We start from the raw sequence: 22,586 nt of genomic DNA, 5'->3' as shown, positions 1-22,586 counted from the left end.
TGATAATCGGAGGCGTTCACCCTGCCCGTTCGGGCAGACTCGGGCCATGCGTTCGGTCGACGATTTGATCCGTTTCACCGCGGCGGGTGGCGCCGTGAAGTACCTGCCGTTCTGGGGCCATCGCCCGCAGGCCGACGGCAGTGTCGGCAAGGGCTGCTTCAGTCAGTGGTGGCCCGCACCGTTCGACGTGGACGGCAGGTCGTTCCCGACGGCCGAGCACTACATGATGTGGCGCAAGGCGCTGCTGTTCGACGACACCGAGACCGCGGCGAGAGTGCTCACCGTCGAGCACCCCAAGCAGGCCAAAGACCTCGGCCGCCAGGTACGCGGCTTCGACGAGAAGCGCTGGGAAGCCGAGCGTTTCGAGATCGTCGTGGCAGGCAACCTGGCGAAGTTCGGCAGCGACGACGAAATACGCCGATTCCTGCTCGGCACCGGCGACCGCGTGCTCGTCGAGGCGAGTCCGGTGGACCGGATCTGGGGGATCGGTTTGGCCGCCGATCATCCCGACGCCGCGGAGCCGACGCGCTGGCGCGGAGCCAACCTGCTCGGTTTCGCGCTGATGCGAGTACGAGAGGAACTCCGGAAACACGACGAGCTCAGCGCGGTTCGGCCGAGCTCGATTCAGTAGGGGCCCACGGACTGACCGGCTTCGGCGGCTCGCTCGTCGGCGGCGCGGGCGCGCCACATGCGGGCTTCCGCGTGATCACCGCGCCGGTCGAGCAGTTCGGCGAGTCCGGCCATCGCGCGCAGGTCGCGCAGCTCGGCGGACGTGCGCCACCACCCTTCGGCCGCGACCAGATCACCGCGCCGGAACAGCACGACGCCGAGATCGTAGCCCGCGCCGGAGTGCCCGGCCTGGGCCGCCTGGGCCCATAGTTCGCACGCCTGGTCTTCCTCGCCCCGGCCGAACATGGCGACGCCGAGATCGTATAGCGCGCCGCGATATCCGGTCTCGGCTCCGCGTTCGGCCTGCGATGGTCGCGCGCCGAGATCACCGATCGGATCGGCCGCGGCGGGGGCGGGTGATTCCGCTATGGTCTTCGGCGAATGCCGCAGTGCGGCATTGGATTTCGGCGGCACCGTGGTCTCGGAGGGCGACGTCGCGGCGTATCCGGCCGGCGTACCGTTCGGGTACGGCACCGAGCCCGTGGTTCCGGCGGTCGACATTTCGGTGTTCGTAATCGTGTCTGCCACAGTTTCTTTCGGTGTTTCGATAACGGGAGCGGCCGCGGTGCCGAGACCGACGACCAGGTTGGCGAAGTTGGGTGGCCCCTCACCGACGCTGCACCACAGCGCGATTCGGCCGTCCGGGGTGTCCTCGACGAGGATGCCGTAGTTGCCCATCCACGAGCGCTGCACGCCGGACTGGTCCACCCACACCGGCGTGAGGGTGAACACCGCGTCGGGGCCGGTCGGCGTGAGCGTCACGGTGGTGCCGCGGGCGAGCGCGTCGCTCCAGACGTCGATGCCTTCGAGCTTGCGCCCTTCGAGGTCGATGTACCCGCCGAGCACCGAGAGCCCCATGCCGTGGCCGCGCAGCCCGGCGGGCGGCGCCGCGGACAGCAGGGTCATGCTGAGCAGGGTGGTGGTATGCCCGAACCGCTCGGTGTACATCGGGTAGACCATGCTGCCGTTCCAGCGAATCGGATCGGCGCTGCGGTAGCGCGAGGCGAGGGGTGGGTCGGTGGCCGAATTCTGGGCATGCCACTGCGAATACGGCTCGTTCATATGTTGGCGTCCCGCCTTTCCCGCCGGATGCTGTCCCGCACATCTGCGCCTCGCGGCGGCTATACCGTACTAGTCGGCGGCACCGTCGGCGGCCCAATCCGGCGCCGATCGGCCCTGATGCGCAGGACTGTTACGAAGATGAGTTCTTTGCCCGCTCGCGACGGCGATTTCGATGTTGAACGCGGCGCCGAATTCATCTGAAAGCGGGGTGCAGGACGAGAAGGGGAATACGTGTAACCCAGCGTTACATGTAACCGTGGGTTGCAGATAATCTCTTCCGATTCGAAGATGCCGAGCGGCTGAAGCGCCATCACCGGGCGCTGACTGGCCATCACGCTACCTCATCGGCGCCGCCCGCGCACATCGAAACCGAGCGATCTCGCGAACCGCCGGACACCGAACCAAGCGCTTGCTACGCTCGCGCGATGATCCCCACGATCGTCTGGGGCACCGGCAATGTCGGCCGCGCCGCCATTCGTGCCGTCGATGCCCACCCGGCGCTGGAGCTCACCGGCGTGCTCGTCCACAATCCGGCCAAGGTCGGGCGCGACGCGGGCGCGCTGGCCGATCTCGACCGCGAACTGGGCGTCGCCGCCACCGGCGACATCGATGCGGTGCTGGGTGCTCGCCCCCGCGCGGTGGTCTACGCCGCTTCGGGCGATATCCGGCCCGCCGACGCCCTCGACGACATCGTGCGGGCCATCCGCGCCGGCGCGGTCGTCGTCACCCCGGCGCTCTACGCCCTCTACGACCCACGCAGCGCCCCACCGGAATTGCGCGATCCCGTACTGGCCGCCATCGCGGAGGGCGGCGGGTCGCTGTTCGTCTCCGGCGTCGATCCGGGCTGGGGCAACGATGTGCTGCCGCTGCTGGTCAGCGGGCTGGCGAGCACCGTCGACGTGGTGCGCTGCCAGGAGATCTTCGACTACACCACCTACGACCAGCCGGACTCGGTGCGCTACCTGGTCGGCATGGGTCAGCCGATGGATTACCAGCCGCCGATGCTGGCCCCGACGGTGCCGACCATGGTGTGGGGCGGGCAGATTCGGCTGATGGCCCGCGCGCTCGGGGTGGAACTCGACGAGATCCGCGAGACCCTGGACCGCCGCCCGCTGGAGACCACCGTGCAGACGGCGAAGATGGGCGAGTTCGCCAAAGACACCCAGGGCGCGGTGCGTTTCGAGGTACAGGGCATCGTCGACGGCGAGCCGCGAATCGTCGTCGAGCATGTCACCCGCATCCACGGCTCTTGCGCACCCGACTGGCCCGCGCCGCCCGATGGCGACGGCGCCCACCGGGTCATCATCGAGGGCCGCCCGCGCATCGAGGTGACGGTCGAGGCCACCGACGAAGGCGGCAACCGCTCCGCGGGCGGCAACGCCACCGCGGTCGGCAGGCTGGTCGGCGCCATCGACTGGCTCGTCGCCGCGGAACCAGGACTCTACGACGCACTCGACGTCCCGCTGCGCCCAGCGGTCGGCAAACTCGGAAGGAAGTACCCATGATCGTCGACATCCCCGAGGGCAAGGATCCCATCGGTTACGTGTGGGGCGAGATGGTCCCCGGCATCGGCGTCGCCGCGTCCGGCTTCTCGCTCGCGGTGTACCAGCACAGCACGCTCGGCCTGCGCGAGTTCGAGGCGGCGCGGCTGCGCGTCGCCCAGATCAACGGCTGCGTCTTCTGTCTGGACTGGCGCACCGAGCGAGACGGCACGAAGGTCGAGGAGGGGTTCGCCGACGCGGTGACGGAGTGGCGCACCACCGACGCCTTCGACGAACGCACCCGGCTGGCCGCGGAGTACGCCGAACGCTACGTCACCGACCACCACAACCTGGACGACGAATTCTGGGCCCGAATGAAGGCGCACTACAGTCAGACCGAGATCGTGGAGCTCAGTATGAGCATCGGGTCCTGGCTGGCGTTCGGGCGGCTGAACCATGTGCTCGGCCTGGACACCGCCTGCGTGCTGCCAGGCCACTCCTGATTCCGGACTATTTTTCTTCCCGAATCCACTCCACCCGGTCCAGAGTGGACCAATCGTCGTTGGCCCACTCCCAAATCAACTGTGCGACAAGACGCGGATCCGAGAACGCCGCAGCGAAGAAATGGTCGGTGTGCGCGCTGTCGTGGATTTCCAGCGTGTAGTTCGCCGGCGCGTCGCGGTAGGTCTGGATGAACGTCTCCCGGTCGTCGGCGCGGCTGACGATCAGAAAAGGCGTCGAGGCGAGTTCGGCGAGCTTCGGAATCCACGAGAACACTTGGGTTTTCGTCATCGAGCGATAGCTGCGCTCGCCGCCGATATCGACATCGACGATCCGGAATTCCGGTGCCGGGGTGAGAGTGCGTTGTTGCCCGTCGTAGATCTCGTAGTCGAAACCGGTGATCAGATCCTCGAGCAGCTGCCGCACCGGTCCCGCCGCGTAGTCGACCGCCGAGCCCCTGCTCCGCCGACGGTCGAGGTCGTCGGCGGCCGTTACCCGCACCGCCGCGCCCGCCGCCTCGATCCGGACGGCGGCATGCCGCCGCGAGGCGGGGATCGTCGCATTCCACGCCGCCAGCCCGGCGAGCACGACGATCCGCAGATCGTCGTCGACGGGCCGCCCTTGTTGCGATCGGAAATAGGACGGCACTTCGACCGCAGATGCGACTACCCCCGCGGGTACGACGACGTACTCGTAACTCACCCAACCAAACTAGCCGCGCCGCGCCGCCGGCGCACCCCCGCGATTATGTGAAATCTACGGAGCCGCAAACTTTTACACGTTCCTTAGCGCCGCGCAAAGTTCGCTCGTCGAACCGTTGACAAGTGGCAACGGTGGTGCGAATGCCCGGTCCGCGACAACTTCCTCGATCGCGCCTGGGATTGGATCGGTGACACGGTCCCGTCGGTGCTCCGACGATATCCATCGGACATTGCTGATCATCGAGCGCGACCGCGCCGACTGATTCCCGGCGTCGGCGGCGCGCTGGAACCAGGTCATCGCTTCATCGAGTTCGCCTCGCGCGGTCAGCAGCCATCCGAGGTGACGCATTGCGCTGCTATCCGCGTCAGCCGCACGGCGGTACCAGGATTCGGCTTCTGCGAGTTCGCCTCGCTGCTCGTGCAGCAGTCCGAGCCTATCCATCGCGTCGATGTCGCCGCTGTCCGCGGCGCGGCGAAACCATGACAGTGCTTCATCGATTTCGCCCCTCACCCTGAGCAGGCGGGCGAGATCTTTGACAGCTTCGGGGTGATTCCTGTTCGCGGCACGGCGGTACCAAGCTGTGGCCGCGACAGCATGGTCGAGTTTTACGGACAAGCATCCAAGGTTGTACATCGCGTCGGCATGACCGCTATCCGCGGCGCGGTGGTACCAGGTTTCGGCGTCATCGACCCGATCCAGTGTCTCGTATAGATCTCCGAGACGGAACATGGCATCGACGTGGTTGCGATGACCGTCCTCGCGCTCTGGCTCGAGGAGGCGGGAGAATTCGAGAAAGCTGAAACCTGGTACCGCCGTGCCGCCGAAGCCGGCTACGCCCGCGCGATGTTCGACCTCGGCTACGTGCTCGCACGACGCGACGCGCTGGCGGAAGCGGAAGACTGGTACCGCCGCGCGGCCGCCCAGGGAGATCCCAATGCCATGACCAACCTGGGATTGATGCTCCAGAAACGGGGCGAGCACGCAGAAGCGCAGTCCTTGTTTCGCCGCGCCGAAGATATTCGGTACTACCGGCCTTTTCTCGGTGGGCTCTAGCGCTGCGGAAAGCTCCCTGCAACGCAGACGATCGGCGACGGCGCCGCGGTGCGACCGGTGCTGCCGCCCGCGTCTCAGGCGACGACCGATGCCACGTCACCGGCCGGATCGGTGGGTGCACCGACCGTGCGCTTCGGCCCCGAACCAGGTCCGGTTTCGACAGCGGCCTACGGGCGGTTCCCGACCGGCCTTTCGGCCCGATGGTCGGGAACCGCCCGTGCGGAATTCGGGTGTCAGCCGCCGATCGCGGCCAATGTCTGTGCGGCCATCTTCTGCATGCCGAGCGCGTTCGGATGGATCGGCACGAAGTTCGTACCCCACAGGGCCGGCTCGACCCAGCGGGTGCCGATGGGCTTGCAGGAGTCGTGGCCGATCGAGCTCTGCATGCTGACGAAGGTGGTACCTGTCTCGTCGGCGGCGCGCTTGACGACCCCGTTGAGGGTGTCCTCGATCTGGTTGATGTAGGCGACGTCGCCCTTGGCGATCGGCATCGTCAGGAAGCAGTTGCTGTTGTCCTCGGGCATGACCTGCGGGTATTCCACGATGGCCACCTTCGCGGACGGTGCCTTGGCGTGGATGTCGTTGAGCGCCTTCTTCACCGCGGGGTAGGTCTTGTTCAGGATGTCGTTGGTGAACTGGTCGCCGTAAAGGGTCTCGCAGGGATTGCCGAAGCCCGCGGTCCCGGTCCCCGCGCTGATGCAGGCGGAGATCACCTTGATCAGGGTGTCGTTGTTGTTGCCGCCGATGGTCAGGGTGACGAGCTTGGTGTCCTTGGTGACGGCGTCCAGCTGCGGGATCACGCTGGGGTATTGCTTCTCGTAGAAGTCCTGCGTGTCGGCGTCGGAGCAGGTGACGTCGGTGAACGACTGGACGCCGAGGGCGTCGGCGACGAGGTTCGGGTAGTTCAGCGTGCTCCGCGCGCACAACGGGGTGACGGTCGGATCGACAGGAACGATGCCCGCCCCCGCGCTGTAGCTGTCGCCCATGGCGACGTAGGGGCTCAGGCTCGGGGCGGCCTGCGCCGGGGCCGCGGCGAGGGCAAGCCCTGCCGTGATTGTCATGGTGAACGCAGCAGCGATCCCCGTGCGAACGGCCTTGATCATGCAAAACTCCCGTGTCGAACAGTTCCGGTTACCGATCGGTAACGATTCGGCGGAGGAACTGTGACACGCCGCACACATTCACGCAACGGGCATCGAACCGCAGGTTGTTTACTTAACGCGCATCAAGCTACGGATCGCGTAGTGCGCGCACAGGTGGCCGTAGACCTCCTGGATCACTCCATCGGGCGTCTTCGACCGCAACACCACACCGCGGCCGCGTTGGAGGGTCGCGAGCCCATCGAAGGTGGTCTCGATCTCCGATAGCCGTGAATACACCCGGGCCAGCTCGTTCGCTGGCGCCGCCTCGGGATCGGTGATGGTGGTCAGCAGTCGGTCGATTCGCCCCTCGTCGTCGCTGGAAGCGGTGCGGACGAACTCGACGACGCGCACAGCGATCCCGTCGATGTCGCTCTGGCGCGCTCGCGTCCCTGGATACACACGGGACTCGAAAGACCCATCGGGATAGCGTTTTTCGACAGGAAGCGCGGAATCGTAACGCGTTCGCCAGAGCAGGTCCGCGCCGGAGGATCGGCACAGGTCCCACAGGCGGTAACCGAAGAAGGCGCGGTCGGCGAGCAGCAGCATTCCGGGGCGCAGCGACCGCACGATCGATTCGGCCATGGCCTGCTCGCGATGCTCGTAGGTGCCGATCGCGGCATCGACGATCGCGCGCGAACCGCATTCGACCAGCCCGAGGAGCCGCACCCGGGTGAACGCTCCGCCCCGGCCGCCCCGAGAAGCCTGCGGCGGGCCGAAGCGCTCGATATTCGCGCCGGTAGCGGGCGCATCCATGGTCGATCCGTGGATGCTCATCAGCCGCCACGACCGGTACCAGCTGCCCGGCGCCCCCGCGTCGGACAGTGGCACCGCCACCTTCTCGTACAACGCGCGCAGCGGTTCCGAGCCCAAGCGCCTGCGGGCCTGGAAGATGGCAGCCTTCGTCGGGGTCGTCCACTGGGGCGCCTGTCCCGACGCCCACTCGAGCCCGGACACGAGCTTCCGCATCGTCTCCTGATACGAGCAGGATGCGAACAGAGCCAGCGCGAGCACGTAGTAGACCACCACTCGCGCGGGCAGCAATCGGTTCCGGCGTTCGACCCGTCCGCGTTCGACCAGCACCTCGTCGACTACATCGGGCGGAAATGTCCTGGTCAGGACGCCTATCGCGAGGTGGTCGGACAACCGCTGATCGCCCTCCGGCTTCACCCATCCGGCACGCGGCACAGCGAAGAGAATACCGATGGGTCTGTTCTTAAGTAAACACTGGCGAAGTCAAGATTGTGTCTCAAACGGCGGTTTTCCGGCCGATCCGGCGCTCGACGGCGGCGCGGATTCGACCCGCGCCGCCGCGGACGCGTCAGGCGACGACGGATGTCGCGTCGTCGGACGGATCGGTGGGCTCACCTACCGTGCGTTTCGGGCCGGTGAACCAGCGGCGGGCCGAGGCGAACCACCAGATCGCGATCGCGCCGACCACGCCGACCAGCGTCAGTGGCGCGTAATTGACGGTGGTCCACGTGAATTCGCTGTTCCACGGATAACCTCGGTCGTCGGTGGGCAGGATGAAAAGCACGCTGATCGCCGCGATCCAGAGCAACGCGACGATTCCGACGGGCCGATACCATGTCCCGAGTCGCCACGGGCCGGTCTGGAATCGAGCACCGTGCCGCTGGCGCAGCAGAATCGGAATTCCGTAGGCGATGTAGAGGCCGATGGTGGCCACCGAGGTCGCCGCGGCGTAGGCCGTCGGAGCGTTCGCCGCGGGCACCAGCATCGAGGGAATCAACAGCACGAACGCGAAGAACGAGATGAACAGCACCGCGTGCACCGGCACCTTCTTCGCCGAAAGCTTCGACCAGTAGGCCGAGCCCGGCACCGCGCCGTCGCGGGCGAACGCGAACAGCATGCGCGAGGCGGAGGTGACCGAGGCGTATCCGCAGAACAGTTGCGCGACGGCCGCGATGACGAGCAACGAGCCGGACCAGAACGAGTCGAGCGAATTCTCCAGAATGTAGATCACCGGATAGCCGCTGTTCTGCTCCGGATCCAGCGCGTCGTTCAGATCCGGAATGGCGAACGTGACGGCCATGATGAGCAGGTAGCCCGCGACAGCGGAGACGAGAATGGTGTTGATGATGCCCTTGGCCGCCGCCCGCGCGGCGTCGTGGGTTTCCTCGGACATGTGCGCGGAGGCGTCGTAGCCGGTGAACGTGTACTGCGCGTGCAGCAGGCCGAGCAGGAAGCTGAACGCGACGCCGCCGAAGCCGACGGCGCTGTTGTCCACCGTCTCGGTGAACACGAATCCGACGCTTTGATGATGCTTCGCGCCGAAACCGAGCACCAGCACGAAGATCGCGACGCCGCCGACGTGCCACCACGCCGAAATATTGTTGATCACCGCCGACAGGTGCGGGCCGATCGCGTTCAACACCGCGTGCAGCACCAGGATCGCCGCGAACACCAGGAAGATCGCCGTGCGGTCGGTGCCGATCTCGATGCCGATCACGTTCAACACCACGGTGGTGAAGATCGCCGCACCGTAATCGATGGCGGCGGTCACCGCGATCTGGCCGATGAGATTGAACCAGCCGGTGAACCAGCCCCACACCGGCCCGCCCAATTCCGCGGCCCACCAGTAGAGCCCGCCGGAAGTGGGGTAGGCGGAGGCCAGTTCGGCCATGGCCAGGCCGACGAAGAGCACCATGATCGACACCAGTGGCCAGCCCCACGCCATGGTGATCGGGCCGCCGTTCGCCAATCCGATACCGTAACTGGCCAATCCGCCGGTCAGAATCGAGACGATGGTGAAACTGATGGCGAAGTTGGAGAATCCGGACCAGGATCGCGCGAGATCCTGTTTGTAACCGAGTTCGGCGAGCCTGCGTTCGTCCTCGGACGGGTTTTCGGTCATGATCGCTCCCGAAGTGAAAAACGCTGCCCTCATACAGCGTTTGCCAGAAGCTCAGTGTGAAGTAAACCCGGGTCGATCACAGGGCAAACGGATGACCGCGGCGTAAACCGACGGCCGGCTCAGCGATTTCGATCGCCGCCAGCTGGCGCGCAGTCACCGGCCGTCCGGTGTTCCCAGCCGAGCTTCGCCGCGGCGACCGGGCACCGGTCGCCCGGCTCGCCGCCGCCGGGAGAGCGCACCGGCACCAATCCCGCGACGGAGGCGACGACGCCGACCGCCGCGAGCGCCAGACCGAGATCGACCAGTTTTCGGTCCCAGCGCCCGGTCGGATCGTCCTGCGCGGCAGGCGGGTTCGCCAGTCGCCAGCTCGCGGCCAACACGAAGGCGACCGCCGCGAAAACCAGCAGCGGGATCCCCACACCCGCGAGCACTTGCCGTGCGCCGTCCATAGACCGTCACCCCTGTTTCGTCAGGGCGAATCCGGACAATCCGCGGCGACCCCCGGCGGCGGCCGTCCGCAGGCGACCCCGCCCCCAGCGACGGGCAACCTATCGCACCCGTATCCGGCCCGCAAGCCGCGGTGGCCGCCAACTAGCGTGATCATCATGAGCGAACGTCTCGTTGTCATCGGCGCGGACGCGACGGGTATGTCCGCGGCCTCCCAGGCCCGCCGCATGGCCGGTCCGCGGGAGCTGGAGATCGTCGTATTCGAGCGCGGCGGTTTCACCTCGTATTCCGCGTGCGGGATCCCGTACTGGGTGGGCGGGCTGGTCGCCGAACGCGACGCGCTCATCGCGCGGACCGCCGACGAGCACCGCGCCCGCGACATCGATCTGCGCCTGCACACCGAGGTGCTCGAGATCGACGTGGCTCAGCGCCGCGTCCGCGTCCGCGACCTCGGGTCGGGCGCCGAATCATGGTTCGACTACGACAAACTCGTGATCGCCACCGGCGCCCGCCCGGTCCGGCCCGCGCTGCCAGGCATCGACGCCGCCGGTGTGCACGGCGTGCAGACCCTCGACGACGGACAGGCGCTCATCGATACGCTCACCATCACCGAGGGCAAGCGCGCCGTCGTCGTCGGGGCGGGCTATATCGGCGTGGAGATGGCGGAGGCGCTGATCCATCGTGGTTATCAGGTGACCGTTCTCGATCGCGGCGCCGAACCGATGTCGACGCTCGATCCGGACATGGGTGCGCTGGTCCGAACCGCTATGTGCGGCTTGGGCATCGAGATCGTCGGCGCTGCGGAGGTCACCGCGATCCGCACCGACGAGGCGGGTCGCGTCCGAGCCGTCGCCACCGCCGAGGGCGACTATCCCGCCGATGTGGTGGTGCTCGGCATCGGCGTGCGGCCCGAGACCGCGCTGGCCAGCGCGGCCGGTCTGCCGCTCGGCGAGCACGGTGGGCTGCTCACCGATCTGTCGATGCGGGTGCGCGGCCACGAGGACATCTGGGCGGGCGGCGACTGCGTGGAGGTGCTCGACCTGGTCTCGGGCCGCAACCGCCACATCCCGCTCGGCACCCACGCGAACAAGCACGGCCAGATCATCGGCGCGGGCGTCGGCGGGGGATACGCGACCTTCCCCGGCGTGGTCGGCACGGCCGTCAGCAAGGTCTGCGATCTCGAGGTGGCCAGGACCGGTCTGCGCGAAAAGGACGCGCGGGCGGCGGGATTGCAGTACGTGAGCGTCACCGTCGAGTCGACCAGCCGCGCGGGCTACTACCCCGATGCCGCGCCGATGACCGTGAAGATGCTGGCCGAACGCCGCACCGGACGGTTGCTCGGCGTGCAGATCGTCGGCCGCGAGGGCGCGGGCAAGCGGGTCGACATCGCCGCTGTCGCCCTCACCGCCCGGATGACCGTCGACGAGATGACCGCCCTCGATCTCGGCTACGCGCCGCCGTTCTCGCCGGTGTGGGATCCGGTGCTGGTGGCAGCGCGCAAGGCCGCGGCGGAGGTGCGGCGGCGCGGCTGAGCCGAGTCAGGCCGCGTCGCGCCGGACGGCGACCACCGGGATCACGCGGGTGGTCTTTGCGCGGTACTCGCCGAAGGCGGGCATGAGCTCCACCATCCGGTCGTACAGTTCGTCGCGCTCGGGTCCGGTTACGAACTCTGCTGTGGCGCGGAACTTTTCGGTCCCGACCTCGACGGTGAGCTCGGGCGTCGCCCGTAGATTGTGATACCAGGCGGGGTGGCGATCGGCGCCACCGTTGGACGCGATGAGCACCATCCGGTCGCCGTCGGGCAGATACACCAGGGGATTGGTGACCTGCCGTCCCGACTTGGCTCCGGTGGTGGTGATCACGACCATGTTGGTCCTGCCCTCGAACATGCCGCCGACGCGGCCGCCGTTGGCGCGGAATTCCTCGATCACCTGTGCGTTGAAGTCGCTCATCTCGTTCCTCGGTCGCGGTTGCTCCACGACCAACCTCAGGTCGGCCGTGGAAATTCCGCCCGGTTCAGTCGAGCGCGTCGAGCAGGGCGGTCTTACCGAACATGGTCGCCGCGTCCCTGGCCGACGGGGTGCCCGCGTCCGGATCGGCGCCCGCCGCGACCAGCAGGCGGACGATCTCGTCCTCGCCTTTGAACACCGCGCCCGCCAGCGGCGTCTGGCCCTTGTCGTTGGCGCGATCGGGGTCGGCGCCGCGTACGAGCAGCATCGCGACCACGTCGCGGTGGCCGTGGTAGCTGGCGAGCATGACGAGACTGTCGCCGTGGTCGTTGGTGAGGTCGGCGGGTACTCCGGCGTCGACGTAAGCGGCCAGCGCGTCGGCGTCGCCGTTGCGCGCCAAGTCGAAGACCTTGCTCGCCAGTTCGATCACTTTGTCCGCATCGGAATCGTCTGGGCTCACCTGCCCTTCCTACCAGGTTCCCGGTTTCGCCGGGCGGACGTCGGGTACCGCGCCAGCAGATCACGCCCTACCACGACAACCAGGAGGTGAGCTCGATGCCGGTATGCGACACCTGCGGCAACGACTACGACCAGACGTTCACGGTCACCAGGAACGGCTCGTCGGCGACGTTCGACAGCTTCGAATGCGCGGTCACCGCGCTGGCGCCCACCTGCGAGCACTGCTCGTGCCGGATTCTCGGCCACGGCGTGCAGGCCGGCGATCGGATCTTCTGCTGCGCTCACTGCGCGCGTGTCGCGGGCATCAAGGAACTCGTCGACCACGCCTGACGCGGCGGTTCGAGCGGCGGGCTGGGTGCGGACGACCCGCGCTCAGCCCGCGTCGATCGCGGCGCGCACCGTCCGCAGATCCTCGACGAAACCCTTGTAGGCCGTCGTGCGGTCGGGCGCACGCAACACCGACGAGGGATGCACCGTGGCGACGACTCGATAGTCGTCGGCGAACACCACCCGGCCGCGTTCCTCGCTCACCTTGAACGAAGGACCGAGCACCGCCTTGGCCGCGACCGCGCCGAGGCAGACCACGAGCTCGGGCCGCACCGCGTCCAGCTCGGCGGTCAGCCACGGCGTGCAGGCGACCACCTCGGTGCGCCCCGGCGTCTTGTGGATTCGCCGCTTGCCGCGTTCCTCGAACTTGAAATGCTTGACCGCGTTGGTCAGGTAGACGGTGTCGCGAGCGATGCCGACCTCGTCCAGCGCCTTGTCCAGCAACCGTCCCGCCGGGCCGACGAAGGGGTGTCCTTCGATGTCCTCCCGATCGCCTGGTTGTTCACCCACCACGAAGACGGACGCGTCCGCGGGACCTTCACCGAAAACGGTTTGGGTCGCGTCGCGATACAGCAGACAGCCGTGGCAGCCACACGAGGCCGCACGCAGTGTGTCCAGGTCCGCGCCCTCGGGGACGAATTCCTCGGCGCCCGGCGCTTTTCCGGCAGCCATCAGCGGCTCCCTCCGCCGACGATCGGCACTTACCTGAGCGGACTACCCGCGCCCGCCTCGCCGAAACCGAGCGGCGGCTCCTCCGGCAGCGCACAGCCCTCCAGGGTCGCCTCGGACAGTTCGGCGATCACCGCGGCGACGTCACCGCCTGCGCCGAAGGCGCGCAGCTGACGCGTCGCGCCGTTGCCGCGCTCGAGCACCGCGGCGATGGTGTCGGTGACGAACTCGCGATCACCGAGTTCCTTCAGGGCGGGCTCGACGTGTTCCACCAGTTCGGCCAGCAGCTCACGGGCGGGCAGCACACGCCCGTCCATCGGCGCGACCGCGTCGCCGTCGATGCCGCTTCGCGCCGCCTTCCAATAGGCCGCCCGCAGCATCTCCGCGGCGACGGGTGGGGCCGTTCTGCCCTGGTCGAGGGACTCGCGCGCCATGATCACCGTCGCGCGCACCAGGGTGGCGAGCAGAGTCGTCTCGGCCACCGTCGCGGGCACATCGCTGACCCGGACTTCCACGGTCGGATAGGTGATCGACCGGCGCACGTCCCAATAGACCATCTTCTCGTCGAGCATGATGCCGCTGGACAGCATCATCGAGACCAGGTCGTCGTAGTCGTCCGCGCAATGGAAGTACGGCGGCGGTCCCGCGCTCGGCCAGCGCCGCCACAGGATGTTGCGCCAGCTCTTGTACCCGGTATCGGCGCCGCGATAGATCGCCGAATTCGCGGTGAGCGCGAGAAACAGCGGCAGCCACGGCCGCAGGTAGTTGCTCACCTGCACCGCGGTCTCGCGATCGGGCACGGCCACGTGCACGTGGCAGCCGCACAGGCCCTGCTCATGGGCGAGCATCCCGAAACCCTCGGCGATGCGCCGGTAGCGCGGGGTGTCGGTGACGGGGTAGTGGAGCGGGACCGTCGGCGGGATCGCCACGGCGAGCAGGCGCGCGTCGTTCATCTCGGCGCAGCAGGAGACGCCGCGGCGCAGCTCGCGAAGCTGCTGGGCGAGATCGCCGGTGCGGGTGTGGACGCCGGTGTTCGTCTCGATCTGACAGCGCGTCAGCTCCAGCTGGAGATCGAGCCCGAGGTCCTCGGCGGTTCGGGCGACCGCGTCGTTCTTGGCGGTTGGCGCCCCGGTACGCGGATCCGCGAGGAGGAATTCCTCCTCGACTCCGACCGTAGACGAGTCCACGTCCATGTGGGTAGGTTACCGCGCTGACCTCAGACTATGTCTGGAGCTCCTGCTATTTCGCACGTCGGCCCCGGTAGAATCGGACCAGTCGGTCACGCGTCGGCCGGGCGCCCTTCGGCCTGCGCAACCACGGGAGAGTGGGAGATGAGCGCACGCGACGGCCTCGGTATGCGGCGGTTGCCGCATGGGATTCGGGTACTGCTGATCATCGCCGCGCTGTTCGTCGCGACGTTGCTGATACTCCCTCGATTGGTCGGCGTCTACGTCAACTGGCTGTGGTTCGGCGAAGTCGGATTCCGCGGCGTCTGGCTCACCGTGCTGCTGACCCGGTTGTCGCTGTTCGTCGTCGTCGGTCTGCTCATCGGCGGGGCCCTCTTCGTGGCCATGTGGCTCGCGTTCCGGTCCCGACCCCTCGTGGTGCCGATCTCCGAGGAGGAAGACGTCCTCCGTCCCTACCGCGACATGGTGTTCCGGCGGCCACGGCTGTTCGGCGTCGGCATCGCCGCCGCGCTGGGCGTGCTGTGCGGTCTCATCGGACAATCCGGCTGGGTGACCGTGCAGCTGTTCCTGCACGGCGGGTCCTTCGGCATCTCGGATCCCCAATTCGGCCACGACGTCGGCTTTTACGTCTTCGACCTGCCCTTCTACCGGCTGCTGGTGAACTGGCTGTTCGTCGCCGTCATCCTCGCGTTCCTGGCCTGCCTCGCCACGCACTACCTGTTCGGGGGGCTGCGGCTGGCGGGCAGCTCGCCGGGGCTGGCCCATCAGGCTCGCGTCCAACTGGCGGTGCTCGCAGGCACATTCGTCCTGTTGAAGGCGGCCGCGTACTGGCTCGACCGCTACTCGCTGCTCTCGACCCGCAGCAAGGAACCCACCTTCGCGGGCCCCGGCTACACCGACATCAACGCGGTGCTCCCCGCCCGGCTCATTCTCTTCGCGATCGCCGTCATCTGCGCCGCCGCGTTCTTCGCCGCCGTCGTGGTCCGCGATCTGCGCATCCCGGCGATGGCCGCGGCGCTGCTGCTGTTGTCCTCGATTCTGGTCGGCGCCGTCTGGCCCCTCGTGGTGGAGCAATTCTCGGTGCGTCCGAACGCCGCCGATATGGAGCGCGTCTATATAGAGCGCAACATCACGGCCACCAGGCAGGCGTACGGAATCGGCAGTGATCACGTCCGATACCAGGACTATCCCGGAATCGGCACCAAACCGCCTCCGGAAGTGCCCGCCGATGTCACCACGATCGCCGATGCCCGCCTGCTCGATCCGAACGTGCTCTCGCGCACCTTCACCCAGCAGCAACAGCTGAAGAACTTCTACAGCTTCCCCCCGCATCTCGACCTGGATCGGTATCCCATCGAGGGGCAGTTGCGCGATTACGTGGTGGCCGCCCGCGAGCTGACGCCGAGCGCGCTGAGCGGCAACCAGCGGCACTGGGTCAATCGGCACACCGTGTTCACCCACGGCAACGGGTTCGTCGCTGCGCCCGCCAATCGCGTCAACGCCGCGGTCCGCGAGGCGGCGGGCGACGCCGCGAGCAGCAACAGCGGATATCCGATCTACTCCGTGAGCGACATCGCCTCGCAATCCGCCGGGCATCAGGTGATTCCGGTGGATCAGCCGCGCATCTATTTCGGTGAAGTGATCGCCGAGGCCGATCCGGACTACGCCATCGTCGGCGGCGGCACCGAACCCCGTGAGTACGACACCGATACGACCAAGTACGCCTATACCGGCGCGGGCGGGGTGCCGATCGGGAACTGGTTCAACCGCTTGGCCTTCGCGATCAGCTACAGCGAGCGAAACATCATCTTCTCCAAGGCGATCGGGTCAGGATCGAAGATCATCTTCAATCGGGATCCGCGTCATCGCGTCGAACTGGTGGCGCCGTGGCTGACGACCGACCACAACCCCTATCCCGCGGTCGTGAACGGCCGGATCGTCTGGATCGTGGACGCGTACACGACGATCGACGGATACCCCTATGCCAAGCACACCACCCTCGAGGCCCTCGAACCGGGCGAGCAGGCCGGTCGTGGATCGCACCGGGACATCTCCTATTTGCGCAACTCGATCAAGGCCGCCGTCGACGCCTACGACGGCACCGTCACCCTCTACCAGGTCGATCAGCACGACCCGGTGCTCGCCGCGTGGATGAAGGTGTTTCCCGGCACGGTCGAACCCGAGTCGTCGATCAGCCCGGAACTGCGGGCCCACTTCCGTTATCCGGAGAACCAATTCGAGATCCAGCGCGAGATGCTGGCCAAGTACCACGTGGATGAGCCGCGAGAGTTCTTCACCACCAACGCTTTCTGGTCGGTGCCGAGCGACCCGACCGTCGAGGCGAATCCGCACCAGCCCCCGTTCTACGTCCTCGCCGGTGACGCCGACAGCGCCAAGCCGACGTTCCGGCTCGCCACCGCGATGGTCGGCTTCAACAGGGAGTTCCTGTCCGCCTACGTCTTCGCCGATTCCGATCCGCAGAACTACGGCAAGATCACCGTCTTGCAGCTGCCGACCGACAGCATCACCCAGGGCCCGCAGCAGATCCAGAACTCGATGATCTCCGACACCAGGGTGGCGTCCGAGAGAACGTTGCTGGAGCGATCGAACCGGATCCAGTACGGCAACCTGCTGACGCTGCCGATCGCGGACGGCGGCGTGCTGTACGTCGAACCGCTGTTCACCGAACGGATCTCGACGACGCCGGACGGATCGACGTTCCCGCAGCTGGCGCGGGTGCTGGTCAGTTATCGCGAACCAGGCACCGGCGGCGTGCTCGTCGGGTACGCGCCGACCATCGCCGAGGCGCTCGACCAGGTGTTCGGCCCCGCGACGGGCAGGCTCGCCACCGCTCCCGGCGGCGGGCCGGGAGCGCCGCTGCCACCGGGTCAGCATCCGTCTCCCGGACCGGCGCCGCCGCCACCGCAGGGCCCGCCACCGGTGGATCAGGCCAAGATCGCCGAACTCAACGCGCAGATCGACGCGATGCGCGAGGCGCTCAACCGTCTCCAGCAGCAACTCAACGAACTCGGCATTCCGGGCCGATAGCCGTTGTCCCCGAACGCATCACGTCGATACGGGGACCGGCTATCGGCGATGAGCGAATCGATACACCACCGGCAGCTCGTCACGGCGCGCCGCGACCTTGGTATCGAATCCGCGGCTGATAGCGGCCATCGTCTCGCACAGCCAACGGGTTTCGTCGCGTCCGGCCATTTCCAGGCGCATGCGCCGCGTCCGCAGCGGAATCATGCGCACCTCGACCTCCGAATCCACCGTGACCAGGAACAGCAGCCGAAGTTCGGTGCGATATCGTTCGTAGCCGCCGATGCCCTCGTAGTCGTCGACGACATCGCCGCACCCGTACAGAATCGGTTTGCCACGATAGAACTCGACCGGCCGCGGGTGGTGTGCCGAATGCCCTTGCACCACATCGACTCCCGCGTCGATCAACCGGTGCGCGAAGCGTCGTTCGCTCGATGTCACCCGGTAACCCCAATTGGGTCCCCAATGGATCGAGACGATCGCCACATCCTGCGCGCGGGTGCACGCCGCCACCAGCTCCGCCACCTCGTCGGCCGCGGCGAGGCTCGGTTCGTCACCGATTCGCCACAGTCCCGGCCGATCGCGCTGCGCCGCCCAATATTGCGGAACCCCACTCGATCCCGCGGCGACCGACACGATCACCGCCCGTCGCCCGTCGCCGAGGTCCGCTGTCACGGGGGATCGGGCGCCCTCGAGATCCACGCCCGCTCCGGCGTGCTGGACGCCCGCCGCATCGAGCGTGTCGAGCGTGTCGGTCAGTCCGGCCACGCCGAAATCCAGCACGTGATTGTTGGCCAGCGAGCAGACGACCGGCGCGATGGCGGTCAGCACCGGCACGTTGCGCGGGTTCATCCGATAGTGGATGCCCTTCGCGGGAGCGAACGTCCCGCCCGCCGTGATCGCGGTTTCCAGATTGATCGAGCGCACGTCGGCTCGCGCGAGAAACGGCAGGGCATCACCCCACGGCGCGCGGAAGTCCACGGGGCGGGTGAACGCGCCGTTGGTATTCTCCGCCAGCTGGACGTAGGTGCGCGCGTCCTCGACGAATCGTTCGCGCAGCGCCGGATCGCCGGGATGCGGCAGGATCTGGTCCACCCCGCGGCCCAGCATGACGTCGCCGCCGAGCGCCACCGTCGGCATACTCCCATTCTCGATCACCGATCGGCCGCGCGCCTCTGCCCCGGACGACAATGGTCGTATGACCGCCGGTGTCGAACTGCGCGTGTACGCCGAGCTGAACGATTTCCTGCCCCCGGACGTCCGGTTCACGGCGCAGCGGCGGCCGGTGCGTCCGCATCAGACCGTGAAGGACATCGTGGAGGCCGCGGGCGTCCCGCACACCGAGGTCGATCTGTTGCTGGTGAACGGCGCGTCGGTCGACTTCGGCCACCATCCGAGCCCGGGCGACCGGCTCGCCGCGTACCCGATGTTCGAAACGCTGGACGTCGGGCCGCTGACCCGGGTGCGTGCCCGTCCGCTGCGTGATCCGCGGTTCGTCGTCGACGTCAATCTGGGCGGGCTCGCGCGGATCCTGCGACTGCTCGGCATGGACGTGCGCTGCGAATGGGACGCCGAGGACGCCGTGCTGGCCGAGATCGCGGCCGCCGAGCACCGCATCCTGCTGACCCGCGACCGCGGACTGCTCGAACGCCGCAACGTCACGCACGGCGTGTTCGTGCACGCGGATCGTCCGTTCGCGCAGATCATCGAGGTGATCCGCCGTCTCGACCTGACCGATCGGCTTGCGCCGTTCAGTCGCTGCCTGCGCTGCGGCGGCGTCGTCACCGACGTGGCCAAGGACGACGTCGTCGATCGGATCCCGCCGCTGACTCGCCGCTACTACGACGTCTTCCGCCGGTGCGTCGACTGCGGCCGCGTCTACTGGGCGGGCTCGCATCAGCGGCGGCTCGACGACCTGGTCGCCCGCATCATCGCCGCGACCGCGCCCGGGTCGCCGCGCTGAGGTCAGAGCCCGCTCGCCTGACCCGCCAGGAACATGTAGCTCTTCTCTTCGACACGCTGCCGAATGCGCCACTGTCCCTCGACGCGCGCGAAGGTGTCGTGGTACCAGAGCCCGCACAGCATCAGGCTCTGCGCGCCGTTCTCGCCCGCGACGAGCATCGGGTTGTGGCACATGGTGCGCGCGGTCGCGGTGTCGCCGTCCACCGTGATGGAGGAATTGCTCACCAGATGCTGGAAGGCGGGGAAATTCGGCATGACACCGGCCAGGAACTCCTTGGTCGAGGCCAGATCGCCCGCGGGTCCGCCCATCGCGGTGTAGTCGATATGCGCGTCGGCGGTGAAGATCTCGTCGAGCAGATCCCACTGCCGGGAGTCGACCGCGTGCGAATACCGGACCATCAGATCCTCGATCTCGAGCCGATCCGAAATCTCCTGCAACGACAGCATGGGTGCCTCCGAAGGTGCGATTCGGCGGGGCCTCGCCCCACCCTGGAACACGTTCCTATCGCGCCGACGGTTCGCGCGCTGCCGTTCGCCGGAAATACCGCTCCCACACCTACAGCCACGTCCGAGAGCGCGGTTGCCACCACGCGTGATCCGAGCCGCGTCGGCGGCGCAGACGATCGTGGCAAGCCATTCGCGCGGGCCTGATCGAGCCCTGAGGGCTACGGCTGATCCGTCGTGGCTTCGGGCCCGGGGGAGTAGGGCGAGACGATCGCCGGACTCCAGGCGAACGGCGGTGCGCCGGGGGTGAGCCGGCGTCCGGCGGCCGCCGCGAGGTGTTCGTTGTTTCCGGTGAGCCGGGTGATCGTGCGTTCGAGCGCCGGGAGTATCTCGGTGATCGCGAGGTCGTCGTGCGCGAAGCGGCCGACGAGCGCGTACACCATGTTGCTCAGCACGAGACCGACGTCGGCGATGTAGTCGGCGTCGATGCCCGTGAAAAGGGTGCTCGCGGCGGGCAGGACAGCGTCGAAACCTTGAGTGTCGAGGCGCTGCCCCCCGGGGCCGGAACGCGCGCGGTAGTAGGCAACCAGCATCCGCGGATTGCGCTCCCACGGTTCGAACACGTATCGGACCAAACGCACGAGACCGTCGGCCAGCGACTCGTTCTCGCGCGGCGGCGGCATGTCGGTGTAGATGTTGGCGGCCATCCACTGTTCGACCGCGGCGAGGATCAGCTCGTCGCGGGTCGGGTACAGCTTGTAGACCGTGGCCAGCGAGACGTGCGCCTGCTTCGCGACAGGGCGCAACTGGACCGCGTCGTAGCCGTCGGAATCGAGCAACGACAACACGGTATCGATGATCTTCGTCGCGGGATCGCTTTCGCCTGTCGTGGCCACCTCGCTACGGTAATCCAGTTTTCCGGCGACTCGGCTCGCCGCGGCGTCCGCGAAGCGCCGAGCCGCCGCACCGGGGAGCGGGCGGCCCGGCGGATCGTGTCAGATGAGGGTTCCCACGTCGCGGGCGACGAGGTTGTCCAACGCCCGCTCGGCGACCGCCGCGATGGTCATCGAGGGATTGCAGGCGGCGGTGTTGCCCGGCATCAGGGCGCCGTCGAGCACATAGAGTCCCGGCTGGTCGTGGACCCGGCCGTCCAGGTCGCAGACCGCGCCCATGCTCGCTCCGCCCAGCGGGTGCCAGGTCGAAGGGAACATGGCGTTGGTGTCCAGCAGGATGCCGTCGGGTCCGGCGATCCGGTGGACCGCCGGACCGATGTGTCTTTCCTGGATGTCTCGATCACCGTGCTCCGGCCAGTGCAGAATCGCGTCGTCGCGCGCCGCGTCGTAGCTGAACACGCCGCGCCCGTCGCTGACGCCGTAGCCGACCATCATGGTGCTGCCGACGTCGAGCGACAGCGGCGGGATGGACGCTTGGATCACGGTGTAGGCGGCCCGCGCATCGTCCCAGTTCTTGCTGCCGTAGATCACCGGACCACCCTGCGGCGCACCGAATCCCGCGGTGCGATCGGCCCACACGTAGATGCGGTCGGCGTTGGTGCCCCAGCCATGGCCGAGGCCGTCGGGAAGATCGGGAATCAGGCCCTTGGCGCCTGCCCGCACCAGCAATCGGGTGGTGTTCAGGCTTCCGGCGGCCATGATCAACGCGCCGGTGGTGAGGACTTTGTGCTCGACGACGGCGCCGGTGGTGTCCAGGCGTTGCGCGTGCACGATCCAGCGACCGTCGGGTGCGCGTTCCACGTCGGTCACCTCGTGCAGGGTCTCGACCCGCACCAGCCCGGTGGCCTCGGCGGCGGCGATGTAGGTGACGTCGACGGAATGCTTGCCGCCGTTGTTGACTCCCATCGCGCCGTCGCCGTTGGTGTAGGAGGCCTTCATCTCCCCACGCAGCTCGGCCAGCGCGAAATCCCAGTCGATCGGCATCGGGATCTTCGCCAGCGGCATTCCGGCCGCGCGCACCCGATCGGCGAAAACCCTTGCCGCCCGGTAATTCTCGCTCGCGATCAAGTCGTCCGGGGCTTCCGCCAAGCCGAGCATCCGCGCCACCCTCGGGTAGTGCACGCGGTTCATGGTCGCCCAGTCCAGCTCCTGCGGAAAATGCGCGTCGAACACGTGCTCCGCGGGTTGCAGCGACATGCCCTGGTAGACCAGCGACCCGCCGCCGACGCCCGCCGCGCACAGCGCCGTCATGTTCACGCCGGGCACCGCCTCCACCAGGCCGGTGTAGGGCTCGAACGCCAGCGGCCTGCCGAAGAGGTTCGGGCTCGACCTGCACCACAGCAACCGTTTGTCCGGCGCGGAGGCGCGGGGGAAGGTTTCCGCGTTCGGTCCGGTGGGCCAGCGCATTCCGCGCTCCAGCACCGTCACCGGCACGCCCGCCCGCGCGAGGCGCAGCGCGCTGACTCCGCCGCCGAACCCGGAACCGACCACGACGACGCGGTGCTCTTCGTAGCTGAGCGGGACACTGTTGACACGGGCGGCGACCGGAGCGGGCGCACCGATCGAGCGAACGCCGAAGAGTATGGCGCCTGCCGCGGCGGCGCCGGTCAGCATCGACCGGCGCGAAATTGCTTTCATGACAGAACCTTCGGATGATCGTGG

General features: G+C 67.7%; 23 protein-coding genes and 1 pseudogene. 8 read left to right on the top strand and 16 right to left on the bottom strand.

The features are described from left to right. Positions 1-46: 46 nt before the first annotated feature. Entirely contained in the window at positions 47-631 is a 585-nt protein-coding gene (gene ybiA / locus NX1_RS09125) for a riboflavin biosynthesis intermediates N-glycosidase (RefSeq protein WP_068056569.1), read from the top strand. Here the strand turns inward: ybiA and NX1_RS09120 are convergent. Further along, positions 625-1,731 carry a tetratricopeptide repeat protein gene (locus NX1_RS09120; protein WP_068056567.1) on the bottom strand — a complete coding sequence of 369 codons (1,107 nt, stop codon included), beginning with the start codon at positions 1,729-1,731 and terminating at the stop codon, positions 625-627. The two genes, ybiA and NX1_RS09120, sit on opposite strands and share 7 nt — an antisense overlap. A gap of 425 nt (positions 1,732-2,156) precedes the next feature. On the opposite strand from NX1_RS09120, the gene NX1_RS09115 reads away from it, so the two are divergent. Both NX1_RS09115 and NX1_RS09110 read left to right on the top strand, forming a co-directional pair. Then, positions 2,157-3,236 carry an NAD(P)H-dependent amine dehydrogenase family protein gene (locus NX1_RS09115; RefSeq protein ID WP_068056565.1) on the top strand — a complete coding sequence of 360 codons (1,080 nt, stop codon included), beginning with the start codon at positions 2,157-2,159 and terminating at the stop codon, positions 3,234-3,236. After that, the gene (locus NX1_RS09110) at positions 3,233-3,715 is read left to right on the top strand and encodes a carboxymuconolactone decarboxylase family protein (RefSeq protein WP_068056563.1); all 483 of its coding nucleotides are present in this window, start codon (positions 3,233-3,235) and stop codon (positions 3,713-3,715) included. The genes NX1_RS09115 and NX1_RS09110 overlap by 4 nt, the downstream gene beginning before the upstream one ends. Before the next feature lie 7 nt (positions 3,716-3,722). Here NX1_RS09110 and NX1_RS09105 read toward each other — a convergent pair whose 3' ends face one another. From NX1_RS09105 to NX1_RS38670, 3 genes and pseudogenes are all read right to left on the bottom strand, one after another. Beyond that, complete coding sequence (locus NX1_RS09105; protein WP_157119634.1) at positions 3,723-4,415, bottom strand: hypothetical protein; 693 nt, start codon at positions 4,413-4,415, stop codon at positions 3,723-3,725. A gap of 72 nt (positions 4,416-4,487) precedes the next feature. Next, entirely contained in the window at positions 4,488-5,048 is a 561-nt protein-coding gene (locus tag NX1_RS09100) for a tetratricopeptide repeat protein (protein WP_373864871.1), read from the bottom strand. A 27-nt stretch (positions 5,049-5,075) separates the two neighbouring features. Further along, a pseudogene (locus NX1_RS38670) lies at positions 5,076-5,150 on the bottom strand (hypothetical protein); the annotation flags it as partial. Positions 5,151-5,162: 12 nt separating this feature from the next. Between NX1_RS38670 and NX1_RS09095 the strand changes: the two are divergent. After that, positions 5,163-5,468 (top strand): tetratricopeptide repeat protein, encoded by a 306-nt coding sequence (locus NX1_RS09095; RefSeq protein ID WP_068056557.1) that lies wholly within the window; start codon positions 5,163-5,165, stop codon positions 5,466-5,468. 233 nt (positions 5,469-5,701) lie between these two features. Here NX1_RS09095 and NX1_RS09090 read toward each other — a convergent pair whose 3' ends face one another. The 4 genes from NX1_RS09090 to NX1_RS09075 form a co-directional block, all read right to left on the bottom strand. Beyond that, positions 5,702-6,571 (bottom strand): SGNH/GDSL hydrolase family protein, encoded by an 870-nt coding sequence (locus tag NX1_RS09090; RefSeq protein ID WP_068056555.1) that lies wholly within the window; start codon positions 6,569-6,571, stop codon positions 5,702-5,704. Between the two features lie 108 nt (positions 6,572-6,679). Further along, on the bottom strand, positions 6,680-7,795 hold the full coding sequence (locus NX1_RS09085; protein ID WP_068056553.1) for an IS4 family transposase: 1,116 nt from the start codon (positions 7,793-7,795) through the stop codon (positions 6,680-6,682). Between the two features lie 133 nt (positions 7,796-7,928). After that, positions 7,929-9,482 carry an amino acid permease gene (locus NX1_RS09080; RefSeq protein WP_068056551.1) on the bottom strand — a complete coding sequence of 518 codons (1,554 nt, stop codon included), beginning with the start codon at positions 9,480-9,482 and terminating at the stop codon, positions 7,929-7,931. Positions 9,483-9,601: 119 nt separating this feature from the next. Continuing rightward, on the bottom strand, positions 9,602-9,931 hold the full coding sequence (locus NX1_RS09075) for a hypothetical protein (RefSeq protein WP_068056549.1): 330 nt from the start codon (positions 9,929-9,931) through the stop codon (positions 9,602-9,604). Between the two features lie 156 nt (positions 9,932-10,087). Between NX1_RS09075 and NX1_RS09070 the strand changes: the two genes are divergently transcribed. Next, positions 10,088-11,461, top strand: coding sequence for an FAD-dependent oxidoreductase (locus NX1_RS09070; RefSeq protein ID WP_068056761.1), 1,374 nt, complete (start codon positions 10,088-10,090; stop codon positions 11,459-11,461). Positions 11,462-11,467: 6 nt separating this feature from the next. Here NX1_RS09070 and NX1_RS09065 read toward each other — a convergent pair whose 3' ends face one another. Continuing rightward, on the bottom strand, positions 11,468-11,881 hold the full coding sequence (locus tag NX1_RS09065) for a nitroreductase family deazaflavin-dependent oxidoreductase (RefSeq protein WP_068056547.1): 414 nt from the start codon (positions 11,879-11,881) through the stop codon (positions 11,468-11,470). Positions 11,882-11,945: 64 nt separating this feature from the next. After that, positions 11,946-12,338 carry an ankyrin repeat domain-containing protein gene (locus NX1_RS09060; RefSeq protein ID WP_068056545.1) on the bottom strand — a complete coding sequence of 131 codons (393 nt, stop codon included), beginning with the start codon at positions 12,336-12,338 and terminating at the stop codon, positions 11,946-11,948. Between the two features lie 95 nt (positions 12,339-12,433). On the opposite strand from NX1_RS09060, the gene NX1_RS09055 reads away from it, so the two are divergent. Beyond that, complete coding sequence (locus NX1_RS09055; RefSeq protein WP_068056543.1) at positions 12,434-12,667, top strand: metallothionein; 234 nt, start codon at positions 12,434-12,436, stop codon at positions 12,665-12,667. Positions 12,668-12,709: 42 nt separating this feature from the next. Here NX1_RS09055 and NX1_RS09050 read toward each other — a convergent pair whose 3' ends face one another. Next, positions 12,710-13,336: a UdgX family uracil-DNA binding protein gene (locus tag NX1_RS09050; RefSeq protein WP_068056541.1), complete on the bottom strand. Its 627-nt coding sequence runs from the start codon at positions 13,334-13,336 to the stop codon at positions 12,710-12,712. A gap of 29 nt (positions 13,337-13,365) precedes the next feature. Then, a complete protein-coding gene (locus tag NX1_RS09045) occupies positions 13,366-14,526 on the bottom strand; it encodes a glutamate--cysteine ligase 2 (protein ID WP_084501260.1) in 1,161 nt (386 codons plus the stop codon). Between the two features lie 138 nt (positions 14,527-14,664). On the opposite strand from NX1_RS09045, the gene NX1_RS09040 reads away from it, so the two are divergent. Beyond that, the gene (locus NX1_RS09040; RefSeq protein ID WP_068056539.1) at positions 14,665-17,568 is read left to right on the top strand and encodes a UPF0182 family protein; all 2,904 of its coding nucleotides are present in this window, start codon (positions 14,665-14,667) and stop codon (positions 17,566-17,568) included. A gap of 39 nt (positions 17,569-17,607) precedes the next feature. Here the strand turns inward: NX1_RS09040 and NX1_RS09035 are convergent, their stop codons facing one another. Beyond that, positions 17,608-18,723, bottom strand: a complete 1,116-nt coding sequence (locus NX1_RS09035) for a CapA family protein (protein ID WP_373864869.1) — start codon at positions 18,721-18,723, stop codon at positions 17,608-17,610. 40 nt (positions 18,724-18,763) lie between these two features. Here NX1_RS09035 and NX1_RS09030 point away from each other — a divergent pair, with 40 nt between their 5' ends. Then, positions 18,764-19,528 (top strand): Mut7-C RNAse domain-containing protein, encoded by a 765-nt coding sequence (locus NX1_RS09030; RefSeq protein ID WP_068056536.1) that lies wholly within the window; start codon positions 18,764-18,766, stop codon positions 19,526-19,528. 2 nt (positions 19,529-19,530) lie between these two features. Here the strand turns inward: NX1_RS09030 and NX1_RS09025 are convergent, their stop codons facing one another. The 3 genes from NX1_RS09025 to NX1_RS09015 all read right to left on the bottom strand — a co-directional run bounded on the left by NX1_RS09025 (position 19,531) and on the right by NX1_RS09015 (position 22,562). Then, entirely contained in the window at positions 19,531-19,974 is a 444-nt protein-coding gene (locus tag NX1_RS09025) for a nuclear transport factor 2 family protein (protein WP_068056534.1), read from the bottom strand. A gap of 218 nt (positions 19,975-20,192) precedes the next feature. Continuing rightward, positions 20,193-20,867, bottom strand: coding sequence for a TetR/AcrR family transcriptional regulator (locus NX1_RS09020; protein ID WP_068056532.1), 675 nt, complete (start codon positions 20,865-20,867; stop codon positions 20,193-20,195). 99 nt (positions 20,868-20,966) lie between these two features. After that, positions 20,967-22,562 (bottom strand): GMC oxidoreductase, encoded by a 1,596-nt coding sequence (locus NX1_RS09015; RefSeq protein WP_084501259.1) that lies wholly within the window; start codon positions 22,560-22,562, stop codon positions 20,967-20,969. Between the last annotated feature and the right edge of the window lie 24 nt (positions 22,563-22,586).

The sequence above is a fragment of the Nocardia xishanensis NBRC 101358 genome (genome assembly GCF_001613365.1).
Taxonomy (GTDB): Bacteria; Actinomycetota; Actinomycetes; order Mycobacteriales; family Mycobacteriaceae; genus Nocardia; species Nocardia xishanensis.
Note: the sequence above shows the minus strand (reverse complement) of the source record. Positions and strands in the feature narration are given on the sequence as shown.